The 12,477-nt window shown below is 66.2% G+C and carries 11 protein-coding genes; all 11 read right to left on the bottom strand.

Features of this window, described 5'->3' with window-relative positions:
• Genes metK through pyrR form a run of 11 tightly spaced genes read right to left on the bottom strand, consistent with a single transcriptional unit; the run spans nucleotide 1 to nucleotide 12,446 of the window.
• Complete coding sequence (gene metK / locus ABUA28_RS06210) at nucleotides 1-1,197, bottom strand: methionine adenosyltransferase (protein ID WP_349903104.1); 1,197 nt, start codon at nucleotides 1,195-1,197, stop codon at nucleotides 1-3.
• A gap of 34 nt (nucleotides 1,198-1,231) precedes the next feature.
• On the bottom strand, nucleotides 1,232-2,440 hold the full coding sequence (coaBC, locus tag ABUA28_RS06205; protein ID WP_349903102.1) for a bifunctional phosphopantothenoylcysteine decarboxylase/phosphopantothenate--cysteine ligase CoaBC: 1,209 nt from the start codon (nucleotides 2,438-2,440) through the stop codon (nucleotides 1,232-1,234).
• A 41-nt stretch (nucleotides 2,441-2,481) separates the two neighbouring features.
• Entirely contained in the window at nucleotides 2,482-2,748 is a 267-nt protein-coding gene (gene rpoZ, locus ABUA28_RS06200) for a DNA-directed RNA polymerase subunit omega (RefSeq protein ID WP_349903101.1), read from the bottom strand.
• Nucleotides 2,741-3,754: a guanylate kinase gene (gene gmk, locus ABUA28_RS06195; RefSeq protein WP_349903099.1), complete on the bottom strand. Its 1,014-nt coding sequence runs from the start codon at nucleotides 3,752-3,754 to the stop codon at nucleotides 2,741-2,743. The genes rpoZ and gmk overlap by 8 nt, the downstream gene beginning before the upstream one ends.
• Entirely contained in the window at nucleotides 3,742-4,611 is an 870-nt protein-coding gene (pyrF, locus tag ABUA28_RS06190; RefSeq protein ID WP_349903097.1) for an orotidine-5'-phosphate decarboxylase, read from the bottom strand. Before pyrF ends, gmk begins: the two co-directional genes overlap by 13 nt.
• The gene (gene carB, locus ABUA28_RS06185) at nucleotides 4,608-7,913 is read right to left on the bottom strand and encodes a carbamoyl-phosphate synthase large subunit (RefSeq protein WP_349903096.1); all 3,306 of its coding nucleotides are present in this window, start codon (nucleotides 7,911-7,913) and stop codon (nucleotides 4,608-4,610) included. Before carB ends, pyrF begins: the two co-directional genes overlap by 4 nt.
• Nucleotides 7,913-9,091 carry a glutamine-hydrolyzing carbamoyl-phosphate synthase small subunit gene (gene carA / locus ABUA28_RS06180; RefSeq protein WP_349903094.1) on the bottom strand — a complete coding sequence of 393 codons (1,179 nt, stop codon included), beginning with the start codon at nucleotides 9,089-9,091 and terminating at the stop codon, nucleotides 7,913-7,915. The genes carB and carA overlap by 1 nt, the downstream gene beginning before the upstream one ends.
• Nucleotides 9,091-9,603, bottom strand: a complete 513-nt coding sequence (locus ABUA28_RS06175; RefSeq protein WP_349903093.1) for a PH-like domain-containing protein — start codon at nucleotides 9,601-9,603, stop codon at nucleotides 9,091-9,093. Before ABUA28_RS06175 ends, carA begins: the two co-directional genes overlap by 1 nt.
• Nucleotides 9,596-10,924 (bottom strand): dihydroorotase, encoded by a 1,329-nt coding sequence (locus tag ABUA28_RS06170; protein WP_349903092.1) that lies wholly within the window; start codon nucleotides 10,922-10,924, stop codon nucleotides 9,596-9,598. The genes ABUA28_RS06175 and ABUA28_RS06170 overlap by 8 nt, the downstream gene beginning before the upstream one ends.
• Nucleotides 10,921-11,904 carry an aspartate carbamoyltransferase catalytic subunit gene (locus ABUA28_RS06165; protein WP_349903090.1) on the bottom strand — a complete coding sequence of 328 codons (984 nt, stop codon included), beginning with the start codon at nucleotides 11,902-11,904 and terminating at the stop codon, nucleotides 10,921-10,923. Before ABUA28_RS06165 ends, ABUA28_RS06170 begins: the two co-directional genes overlap by 4 nt.
• Nucleotides 11,901-12,446 (bottom strand): bifunctional pyr operon transcriptional regulator/uracil phosphoribosyltransferase PyrR, encoded by a 546-nt coding sequence (pyrR, locus tag ABUA28_RS06160; protein ID WP_349903089.1) that lies wholly within the window; start codon nucleotides 12,444-12,446, stop codon nucleotides 11,901-11,903. The genes ABUA28_RS06165 and pyrR overlap by 4 nt, the downstream gene beginning before the upstream one ends.
• Between the last annotated feature and the right edge of the window lie 31 nt (nucleotides 12,447-12,477).

Raw genomic sequence — 12,477 nt, 5'->3', positions numbered from 1 at the left:
CTACAGTTTCGCTGCGCTACGCAGGGCATCCACGCGGTCGAGACGCTCCCAAGTGAAGTCGGGAAGTTCGCGTCCGAAGTGGCCGTAGCTCGCGGTCTGTGCGTAGATGGGCCGCAACAGGTCCAGGTCGCGGATGATGGCCCCGGGGCGAAGGTCGAACACCTCGCGGATGGAGTCGATGATCGTCTGGTCGTCGATGTGGCCGGTGCCAAAGGTCTCGACGTACAACCCCACGGGAGCGGCCTTGCCGATCGCATACGCGACCTGCACCTCGATCCTGTCAGCGAGTCCGGCCGCGACGGCATTCTTGGCGACCCAGCGCAGCGCGTACGCGGCCGAGCGGTCGACCTTCGACGGGTCCTTGCCGCTGAACGCGCCACCGCCGTGCCTGGCCGCGCCTCCGTAGGTGTCGACGATGATCTTGCGCCCGGTGAGGCCGGCATCTCCCTGGGGGCCTCCGATGTGGAAGACGCCGGTCGGGTTGATGAGAATGCGAGTGTCTCGTGAGTCGAGGTCGACCGTCGCCAGCACGGGGCGGATGACGAGTTCCTCGAGCCTGGCACGGAGGTCCTCGGTTGAGATCGAGGGTGAGTGCTGCGCGGACAGGACTACGGTCTCCACCGTGCGAGGGATCGCGCCGTCATAGCCGATCGTCACCTGGGTCTTGCCATCGGGGCGAAGGAAGTCGACGATGTCGTCCTTGCGCACGGAGGCAAGGCGCTCGGACAGTCGATGCGCGAGCCAGATCGGCAGAGGCATGAGCTCAGGGGTCTCTGTCGTCGCGTACCCGAACATGATGCCCTGGTCGCCCGCACCCTGGAGATCTCCGGCGTCCGTGCTGGACTCTTCGCGGTTCTCGATGGCGTGGTCGACACCCTGGGCGATGTCGGGAGACTGGCCGCCGATGGAGATGGAGACGCCACAGGAGCGACCGTCGAACCACACGTCGGATGAGTTGTAGCCGATCTCCGAGATCCTGGTCCTGACGATGGCCGGGATGTCCACGTAACCGCTCGTGGTCACCTCGCCGGCGACGTGCACAAGGCCGGTCGTCACGAGCGTCTCCACTGCCACTCGAGAGTGTGCGTCGACGGCGAGCAGGGCATCCAGAATGCTGTCAGAGATCTGGTCACAGATCTTGTCAGGATGCCCCTCCGTCACACTCTCTGAGGTGAAAAGGCGCAGTGCAGTACTCATGGATGATGCCTCGCAAGACGGGTAGACGGATGGTTTACGGCAGCAAGTCGAGAATACGCTCGGCCACTGTCAGCTTGTTCCCGGCGGCCTCGCCCACTATATCTCCGGCCCTGTCGATGACCACGACGGTATTGTCCTCAGACGCGAAGCCCTCCGTCCAACCGACGGTGTTGAGGACGAGAAGGTCGGCGCCCTTCCGGAGGATCTTCGCCCTGCCCAGTTCGAGCAGGGCATTGCGGTCCTGTTCGGTTTCGGCTGCGAAACCGATGATCACCTGTCCCGATTTTTTCGCGCCGGAGAGCTCCTTCAGGATGTCGGGGTTCCTGACCAGACGGAGATCGAGGGTGTCGCCCTGGTCCTCCTTCTTGATCTTGCTCGGCTGCACCTCGGCAGGGCGGTAGTCCGCAACCGCGGCCGCCATGATGATGACATCCGCGGTCTCGGCGCCTTCGTGCATCGCCCGTGCCAGCTCGTCGGCCGTGGAGACAGCCTGGAAATCGAGGTTCGCAGGAACCGGGATCTCAAGGTTTGCGCCGACAACCGTCACCTGGGCTCCGCGTGCGGCGGCGGCGGCGGCGAGGGCGAGCCCCTGCCTTCCGCTCGAGCGATTTCCGATGAAGCGAACCGGATCGAGTGGCTCGCGTGTCCCTCCGGCAGAGACGAGGATTCGCTTGCCCGTGAGATCGCGTGTGGCCGTAGAGTTCCCCCGGCCCGAGACCGACATGGCGACGGCGACGATCTCGTCAGGCTCGGCCATCCTTCCCGGTCCGGAATCTGCCCCGGTCAGTTGCCCTGCGGCCGGGCCGACGAGCGTGACGCCCCGTGACCTCAGGAGAGCGACGTTCGCCACCGTCGCGGGGCTGCGCCACATCTCCGTGTGCATCGCCGGGGCGATCACGAGCGGAGCGGTGCTGGCGAGGATGGTGTTGGTCAGCAGGTCGTCGGCGAGGCCAGCCGCGAGCCTCGCGATCGTATTGGCGGTCGCCGGCGCGACGACGATGAGGTCTGCGGCCTGTCCGATCGCGACGTGCCTCACCTGCGCGACGCCCTCGTAGAGGTCGCTGTGCACGATGTTGCGGCTGATCGCCTCGAGCGTCGGGCGACCGACGAAGCGCAGCGCGGCTTCCGTTGCCACGACATGGACATCGTGCCCGGCGAGCACGAGAAGCCGGATGACGCCGACCGCCTTGTAGGCAGCAATGCCACCGGTGATGCCGACGACGACGTTCAACCGAGAACTCATCGAGCGCTCCTTATCGGGGCCGGGGTGCGCACGGCGAAGTGCTAGGCGGCAGCCTCTGCGAGAGGCTTGACCACGAGCTTGTCCTCGTTGATCTCGCGCATGGCCACGGAGAGCGGCTTGTCATCGATGGTCGAGTCGACGAGCGGACCGACGTTGTCGAAGAGGCTTCCCTCGTGCAGGTCGGCGTAGTAGTCATTGATCTGGCGCGCACGCTTGGATGCGAAGATCACCAGCGCGTACTTCGACTCGACCTTTGAGAGGAGTTCGTCGATCGGCGGGTCAATGATGCCTTTTGCTCGTTCAACCATGGCGGTGCTCCTTGATATCGGTTGTGTTGACGTCCGTTGTGCGGGCCGCTCGCGCCACGATCTCACGGTCTGTGTCGATAGTCGGCGCACGCGTACTCAAGTATTTTTGTGGGATTGCCATCAAGTCTACGACTTCCTGCGCCGCCTGGCTGACTTCCCTGTTGACGACCTTGTAATCGAACTCGTTCTGGGCGGCTAGTTCGACCTTCGCAGTCTCCAGCCTGCGTCGCTGTTCGGCGGAGTCTTCCGTGTTCCGGCCGATCAGTCTGCGCACGAGTTCGTCCCAGCTCGGAGGCAGCAGGAAGATCAGCACGGCCTCGGGCATGATGGCCTTCACCGACCTCGCCCCCTGCAGGTCGATCTCCAGGAGCACGCTCTTTCCGGCGGCAAGTGCGGCGTCGATCGGGGCCCTGGGCGTGCCGTAGCGGTAGGCGTTGTGCACGGTGGCTGTCTCGAGCATCTGCCCTGTCTCGATGAGACGATCGAACTCCTCATCGCTCACAAAGTAGTAGTTCACGCCCTCGACTTCACCCGGCCGTGGGGCGCGAGTGGTTGCGGAGACGGACAGGTGAACCTCGGGGTGGTGTTGACGGATATGGTTCGCAACGGTTCCCTTGCCCACGGCGGTCGGACCCGCGAGCACGACGAGTCTGCAGCGGGCGGCGCCGCGAGCGTGCTGTTCTCGCTCGACCACCCAGTCGCGAAACCGGGTGCGCTGGCGGGAGCCGAGTCCGGCGAGTCGTTTGGAGTCCGCTATCCCGAGTTCACGCATCGTCTTTTCGGCGCGCGTCGGTCCGAGCCCGGGCATGCTGGTGAGCAGATCGCGCACCCTGAGGCTGCCCTCCGCGGCGGATGACTCCTCCGACCACGCCGCGTCGATGACGGAGACGGCACTGCGTTCCCCGTGTCGGACCGCCGCCTTCACTGCGGCACGAGCCCGGCGTGCCGCGACCGCGGCCCGCGAGGCCGCGACCCTGTCCACGGCGGGAGGAGTCACCCTCGCCACTGCGCGACCTCCTTCGCCTGCGAGCTGATCGCATCGGCGATGCCGACCGACCCGGCGGAGAGAACGCTGCGAGAGGCGGAGACGATGACCTGTCCTCGTGCGGCGCCGTAGAGATCGCCGAGCTCGCTGTACCGGGCCCCCTGATGGCCGAACCCCGGTGCGAGGATCGGAGTTGCGACGCCTTCCGTCATGCGTGCGAGGTCTATTCCGTAGTCGCCGAGATCGACGGTGGCTCCGAGCACGACGCCGATTGATCCGAGTCTGTCCGAATCTGTCCCCGCCGACGCAGTGATCCCGGCCACGGCGTCGACGATACTCGCGGCCACTGTCCTGCCCGCAGCCGGGCCGCCAGCCAGCGTCGAATGCTGCAGTTCGAGGGCTTCCGGATTAGAGGTGGCGGCGAGCACGAATATGCCCTTGCCCGTTGAGTGCGCGAGCGCGACGGGCGCATCGAGAGAGGCAACCCCCAGGTACGCGTTCATCGTCAATGCATCCACTTCCAGCGCATGTCCCGGTGTGAGCCAGGCCTGTGCATACGCCTCGACAGTGCTGCCCACATCGCCGCGCTTGGCATCCGCAATGACGAGCAGCCCCGCTGCGCGAGCGGCGGCGAGCACCTCCTCGAGGGCGCGATAACCGGCCGAACCATGGCGTTCGAAGAATGCCACCTGCGGCTTGACCAGGCCGACCCGTCCCGCGGCGGCCTCGACGACACGCAGTCCGAATTCGCGCAGCCCGGATGCATCGTCCGGCAGGTTCCACGACTGCAGCAGGAAGCCGTGCGGATCTATGCCGACACAGAGCTGGCCGTAGGCGTCGAACGCCCCTGCCAGCCGCTGTCCGAATCCTTCGGTCACGCGTGAGCATCCATTCGTTCTGCGCGCTCGATCGCGTAGTCCTGGAGGGACTTGACGGCGAAGCCCTTGCGCATGGACTCGATGGACGCGACGGCGGCGCCGACCTGCGCGATGGTCGTGTACAACGGGAGATCGGCGGCGACGGCAGCGGCACGGATCTCGTAGCCGTCTGCTCGGGCGCTCCGCCCGCTTGGCGTATTGATGACCATGTCGACCGCCTCGCTGTTGATGAGGTCGACGATCGACGGCGCCGACTCCCCGGATGTCTCGCCCTGATCGTACTTGCGCACGACCTCGGCGGTGATGCCGTTGCGGCTGAGCACCTCGGCGGTGCCGAGCGTGGCGAGGATGCGGAAGCCCAACTGCTGCAGGCGCACGACCGGCAGCACGATGGCCCGCTTGTCGCGGTCGGCGACCGAGACGAACACGCTGCCCTGCGGTGGAAGGCGTACCGCCGCGGCTTGCTGGCTCTTGGCAAATGCGAGGGGGAAGTTGGAGTCGATGCCCATGACCTCGCCGGTCGAGCGCATCTCCGGGCCGAGGACGGAATCCACGATCTTGCCCTCCCTGGTGCGGAAGCGCTTGAACGGCAGCACGGCCTCCTTGACGGCGACCGGCGAATTCATCGGGACTATCGCGCCATCGTGCTTCGGCAGCATCCCGTCGTCGATGAGCGACTGGATGCTCAGGCCGGACATGACCAGTGCAGCTGCCTTGGCAACGGGGGTGCCCGTCGCCTTGGCGACGAAGGGCACGGTGCGCGACGCACGAGGATTCGCCTCGAGAACGTAGAGAACGCCGGCGCCGATGGCGAACTGCACATTGAGCAGGCCGCGCACGCCCACACCGTGCGCGATCGCCTCGGTCGCGGCACGGACCCGCAGGAGCTGTTCCCGGCCGAGCGTGACCGGCGGAAGCGTGCAACTGGAGTCACCGGAGTGGATCCCGGCCTCCTCGATGTGCTCCATGATTCCGCCGATATAGAGCTGTTCACCGTCGTAGAGTGCGTCGACATCGATCTCGATGGCGTCGTCGAGGAAACGATCGACGAGCAGCGGGTGGCTCGGGCCGATGATGCCCTGTCCGGCCATGCGCCGGAAGTAGTCCTCGAGCGACGGGTTGTCGTAGACGATCTCCATGCCTCGGCCGCCGAGCACATAGGACGGCCGCACGAGCACCGGATACCCGATCTCCTCCGCGACCGCTGCGGCGCCCGCGTAGTCACTGGCCGTGCCGTTGCGTGGCGCGGTGAGCCCTGCGATGTCGAGGATGCCCTGGAACAGTCCACGTTCCTCCGCGAGATCGATGGCCTCCGGACTCGTTCCGAGGATCGTGATGCCCGCGGCCTTGAGACCCTTGGCGAGCCCGAGTGCGGTCTGGCCTCCGAGCTGCACGATGACCCCGACGAGCTCACCGCTCTGGCTCTCGGCGTGGATGACCTCGAGGACGTCTTCGAGCGTGAGCGGCTCGAAATAGAGCCGATCGGAGGTGTCGTAGTCGGTCGAGACCGTCTCCGGGTTGCAGTTGATCATGATCGTCTCGTACCCCGCGCCGGAGAGGGCGAAGGAGGCGTGGACACAGGAGTAGTCGAACTCGATCCCCTGGCCGATCCGGTTCGGGCCAGAGCCGAGGATGACGATCTTGCGACGGTCGCTCGGCGCGACCTCCGTCTCCCGGTCGTAGCTCGAGTAGTGGTACGGGGTCAGCGCGGGGAACTCGCCCGCGCAGGTGTCAACCGTCTTGTAGACCGGGCGCACGCCGAAAGCCTGGCGGATGGAGCGGACATCCAGTTCGTCCATCCCGCGGATGCCCGCGATCTGCTGGTCGCTGAAGCCGTGATCCTTGGCGAGGCGCAGAAGATCTTCGTCCAGTGCGGCGGATGAACCGATCTGCTCCGCGATCTCGTTGATGAGCACGACCTGGTCGATGAACCACGGGTCTATGGCGGTCGCGTCGAACACCTCCGCGATCGTCGCTCCGGCGCGCAGCGCCTGCTGCACGGTGACCATACGGCCGTCCGTTGGGACCTTCGCGAGAGCGAGGAGTTCCTCTTTGTCTCCGGGCTCGCCGTCCCAGTGGAAGCTCGATCCGCGCTTCTCGAGAGAGCGCAGGGCCTTCTGCAGTGCGGAGGCATAGTTGCGACCGATGGCCATCGCCTCGCCCACCGACTTCATGGTGGTCGTGAGCCGGGCATCCGCGGCGGGGAACTTCTCGAACGCGAAGCGGGGAACCTTGACGACGACGTAGTCCAGGGTCGGCTCGAAACTCGCCGGGGTGACCTTCGTGATGTCGTTCGGGATCTCGTCGAGCCGGTAGCCGATCGCGAGCTTCGCGGCGATCTTCGCGATCGGAAAGCCGGTTGCCTTCGATGCCAGAGCGCTCGAGCGGGAGACGCGGGGGTTCATCTCGATGACGATGACCCTGCCGTTGGCCGGATCGATCGCGAACTGGATGTTGCAGCCGCCGGTGTCCACGCCGACGGCGCGGATGATGTCGATGCCGATGTCGCGAAGCTTCTGGTACTCGCGGTCGGTGAGGGTGAGCGCAGGGGCGACCGTGATGGAGTCCCCCGTGTGCACGCCGACGGGGTCCACGTTCTCGATCGAGCACACGACGACCGTGTTGTCCGCGGAGTCGCGCATGAGCTCGAGTTCGTATTCCTTCCAGCCCAGGATCGACTCCTCGAGCAACACCTCCGTGGTCGGGCTCTGGTGCAGGCCGTCCCCGACCATGCGGATGAGCTCTTCAGGCGTGTAGGCGAAGCCGGAACCCAGCCCACCCATCGTGAACGAGGGCCGGATGACCAGCGGGTAGCCGAGATCGTCCGCGAAGCCGAGCGCCTCATCCACCGTGTGCGCGATGTGGGAGCGCGCGACCTCTGCACCGCACTCGATGACGAGCTCCTTGAACACCTGGCGGTCTTCACCGCGGTGGATGGCGTCGAAGTCCGCTCCGATGAGCTCGACGTTGTACTTCTCGAGGATGCCGTGCTCGTGAAGCTCGATGGCGGCGTTGAGCGCCGTCTGCCCGCCGAGCGTCGGAAGGATGGCATCCGGCTTCTCCTTCTGGATGATCGACTCGATCACCTGCCAGGTGATCGGCTCGACATAGGTCGCGTCGGCGAACCCGGGGTCCGTCATGATCGTCGCGGGGTTCGAGTTGATCAGGATGACGCGCACGCCCTCCTCGCGCAGAACCCGGCAGGCCTGCGTGCCGGAGTAGTCGAACTCGCACGCCTGGCCGATGACGATCGGGCCTGAGCCGATGACCAGTACTGAGGTGATGTCTTCGCGCTTCGGCATTACTTGTTGTCGCTTTCGGTGCTGGAGTTCTCTGTGTTGGGATTCTCGGGGCGGTGGGCGAGCACCAGATCGCGGAATCTGTCGAAGAGGTAGTTTGCGTCGTGCGGGCCAGCGGCCGCCTCCGGGTGATACTGCACGGAGAATGCCGGGATGTCGAGCGCGTTGAGGCCCTCGACGACGTCGTCATTGAGATTCACGTGGCTGACCTCCACCCGACCGAATCCGGCCGGCGACTGCGAGATGCCGTCGAGGGGCGCGTCCACGGCGAAGCCGTGATTGTGGGCAGTGATCTCCACGCGGCCCGTTGCCCTGTCGACAACGGGTTGGTTGATGCCGCGATGCCCGAAGGGCAGCTTGTAGGTGCCGTAGCCGAGCGCCCGGCCGAGCAGCTGGTTTCCAAAACAGATGCCGAAGAACGGCAGGCCCTGGCGCAGTACTGAGGTGAGCAGTTCGACGTGAGCGTCTGAGGCCCCCGGATCACCCGGGCCGTTGGAATAGAACACCGCGTCGGGCTTCGTGGCGAGCAGTTCGTCGAAGGTGGTCTGCTGGGGCAGCACGTGCACGTCGAAACCGCGCGCCGAGAGGTAGTTGAGAGTCGATGCCTTGACGCCGAGGTCGAGCACGGCGACCGAGCCGATGGGCTCCCCCTCCGCGGGGATCGTGAACGCTTTCGCCGTGGACACCACCGCAGAGAGGTTCAGGCCGGTCATCTCGCTCGAACCGCGCACGAGGGCGAGCTGGTCTTCCTCCGTGAGCTCGGCATCTGGTCCGGAGAATATCCCCGCTCGCATGGCCCCGCTGTCCCTGAGGCGTCGGGTCACCGCGCGGGTGTCGACCCCGCTGATTCCGACGATCTTCTGTTCTTCGAGCTGCGAGTCGAGAGAGCCTGTCGCCCGAAAGTTCGAGACGATCCTGGATGGTTCGCGCACGACGAAGCCCGCGACCCAGATCTGGTGCGACTCCTTGTCGACCTCGTTCACTCCGGTGTTGCCGATGTGCGGCGCGGTCATGAGCACGATCTGGCCGGCGTACGAGGGATCGGTGATGGTCTCCTGGTAGCCCGTCATGCCCGTGGCGAACACCGCTTCACCGAGAGTTCGGCCGCGTGCGCCGTAGGCTCGGCCGACGTAGCGGCTTCCATCCTCGAGCAGGAGTACGGCGGGGTCTCTGGTAGCCACTAGCGGGTTCCTCTCTGGTCGGCTGTGCCGACGATTGTCAGGTGTATGGCGTCGATGAGGCCGGTGGGATCCGGAGGGTCGACGACGCGGAAGTAGCTGTCGACGGCGGTGTCCCCGAGCATCCAGTTCACACACACCAGGCCGCCCTGCTCCACCACGCGGTCGATCGCCCAGGTGGCGCGGTCGACACCGAGGATGTCGTCGGCGGGAATGAAGGCGTCCCTCTCCCCCGCGATCGCGAGCACGATTCCCGCCCTGGCGACCGTGACGGATGCGCGCGCCCGGAAGCCGAGCCCGGAGACCGCGACTCGGTTGAGCGGCTCTCCCGCGATCGTCGTTCCGACGTAGAGCAGGTCGAGCGCGATCAACTCCTCGCCGATGTCCTCGGGCACCGGGAGTGTGGTGGCGAGTGATGCCTGCCGTCGTTGCCTCGAGCGCCAGCCCGCGTACATCGCGACGAGCACCAGCAGGATGACGACGGCGACGATGATCGTTGCAATGGCTCTATTCATGGCGTGCTCCTGCGTAGTGTGCGACGACCTCGGGCGCGAGGAGTTCCCCCTCGAGCACCGTTGGGTATCCGTTGTGGATGGTCGCCATCACCTTGCCGGGGAGCGTGCGGCCGAGATAAGGGGAATTGGCGCTCTTTCCCCTGAGGGCATCGACGTCGAAAACCCTGCTCGCCTCGGGGTCGTACAGGGCGAGGTTTGCGGGAGCACCGAGTGCGATTCCGGCGGAATAGCCGTCGAGGCGGCCGATCTCCGCGGGCGTGGCAGAGAGAACTCGAGCGATATCGCTCCAGCCGAGTGCACCGCTGTCAACGACAGCGGCCTGCACGACCGAGAGCGCGGACTCCAGCCCGACCATGCCGAACGCGGCCGAGTCCCACTCCCGATCCTTCGACTCGACCGGATGTGGTGCGTGATCGGTCGCGACGATATCGATCGTGCCGTCCGTGAGCCCCTCGCGCAGCGCGACCACGTCTTCGTCCCGGCGAAGCGGAGGGTTCACCTTGAACCTCGCGTCGTAACTGCGTGCGAACTGCTCGGTGAGGAGCAGGTGGTGTGGCGTGACCTCGGCCGTGACGTCGATGCCCCGCGCCTTGGCCCAGCGCACGACATCCACCGAACCTGCCGTGGAGAGGTGACAGATATGAAGCCTCGCACCGACGTGCTGTGCGAGGAGAACGTCGCGCGCGATGATCGCCTCCTCGGCGACCGCGGGCCAGCCCGCCAGCCCGAGGGTGCTCGAGAGCGTTCCCTCGTTCATCTGCGCGTTCTCGGTGAGGCGTGGCTCCTGGGCGTGTTGGGCGACGACACCGCCGAAGGTCGCGACATATTCGAGCGCGCGACGCATGAGGAGGGCATCCGAGACGCACTTTCCGTCGTCAGAGAAGACCCGAACTCCGGCCCTGCTGCGTGCCATGGCACCGATCTCGGCGAGCCGTTCCCCCGCGAGTCCGGCCGTGACGGCTCCGACGGGGCGAACGGTGACGTAGCCTGCGGCTTCCCCGAGCGACTGCACCTGCTCGACAACACCCGCGGTGTCCGAGACGGGAGAGGTGTTGGCCATGGCGTGCACTGCGGTGAATCCGCCGATGGCTGCGGCGCGCGAGCCACTCAGCACGGTCTCGCTCTGCTCGAAACCGGGTTCGCGAAGGTGCGTGTGCAGGTCGACGAGCCCGGGGAGTGCGATCAGCCCGTCCGCGTCGATCACGGTGGTGGCTTTCGCGGAGAGGGAACCGCCGAGCTCGACGATCGTGCCCGCATCGATCAGGACGTCCGTTGTCGTGCCATCGGCGAGGCGCGCACCCCTGACGAGAATGTCGTTCACTGCGCTGCTCCTTCACCGGTTACCGGACCAGGTGCCACCGTTGCTGCTCCGGACAGCAGGAGGTAGAGCGCGGCCATCCGCACCGAGACTCCGTTGGCGACCTGTTCGAGCACCGTCGACCGCTCGGAGTCTGCGGCTCGCGAGGAGATCTCCAGGCCGCGGTTCATGGGGCCGGGGTGCATCACAATCGTACCGGCGCCGAGGCGATCGAATCTTTCATCGTCGAGACCCCACTGCCTCGAGTACTCCCGCGCGTTCGGGAAGAACGCCGCGTGCATCCGTTCGGACTGCACGCGCAGCATCATGAGAACGTCCGGGTTGCTCGCGAGGGCGTCGTCCAGGTCGTAGCCGAGGGTGACCGGCCAGTCTGCTGCGCCGAAGGGAAGCAGGGTCGCGGGGGCGATCAGGCTCACGTGCGCCCCGAGCGTCGTGAGCAGCCAGGCGTTGGAACGTGCGACCCTCGAGTGCAGGATGTCGCCGACGATCGTCACGCTCACCCCATCGAGTGCCTTGCCCCTGGCTGCGGTGCCGTGGAGGCGCCGACGGATGGTGAACGCGTCGAGCAGGGCCTGGGTCGGATGCTCGTGCGTGCCATCGCCCGCGTTGACGATGCCGGCATCGATCCACCCGCTCTGGGCCAGCACCGCGGGCGCTCCGGACGCGTGGTGGCGCACGACGACCGCGTCAGCGCCGATGGCCGCGAGCGTCTGCGCGGTGTCCTTGAGGCTCTCCCCCTTGGAGACGCTGGATCCCTTGGCGCTGAAGTTGATGACGTCGGCGCTGAGCCGCTTGGCCGCGGCCTCGAAGGAGATCCTCGTGCGGGTGGAGTCTTCGAAGAAGAGGTTGACGACGGTCTTGCCGCGTAGCGTGGGGAGTTTGCGCACCTCGCGCAGCTGGACATCCGCCATGTCTTCCGCGACATCCAGGATGGAGGTGGCCTCGTCGCGCGCGAGGTCACGAGTGCTCAGGAGGTGCCTCATGACCCGGCCGCCGCCTCGTCGATGCTCACGAACTCGTCGCCGTCATTCTCCTGGAGGTGCACGTTGATCCGTTCGTGTTGCGCCGACGGCAGGTTCTTGCCGACGAAGTCCGGCCTGATCGGCAGTTCCCGATGTCCGCGGTCGATGAGCGCGGCCAGCCGCACGATGCTCGGACGCCCGACATCGGCGAGGGCATCGAGCGCCGCCCTGATGGTGCGCCCCGAATACAGCACGTCGTCGACGAGCACGACGGTCTGCCCGTCGATGCCGCCGGGAGGAACCGAGGTGGGCGCTGGACTGCGGGTCGGATGGCGGTGGAGATCGTCGCGATACAGCGTCGTGTCGAGGGAGCCGACCGGAATCTCGGCGCCGGAGATCTCGCTCAGGATCGTACCGATGCGCCTGGCGAGAGTGGCACCGCGGGTCGGGATGCCGAGAATGACGAGGCCGTCCGCCCCACGATTGGATTCAAGGATCTCGTGCGAGATGCGGGTGAGCGCGCGGCTGATATCAGCTTGCTGCAGCACGACACGTGCGGGCAATCTGACCTCCTTCCCCGTCTCTCTGGACGGA

Source organism: Parafrigoribacterium humi, assembly GCF_040227205.1.
GTDB classification, from domain to species: Bacteria; Actinomycetota; Actinomycetes; order Actinomycetales; family Microbacteriaceae; genus Parafrigoribacterium_A; species Parafrigoribacterium_A humi.
The sequence above is the reverse complement of the archived record's forward strand: the minus strand, read 5'-3'. Positions and strand labels throughout refer to the sequence as shown.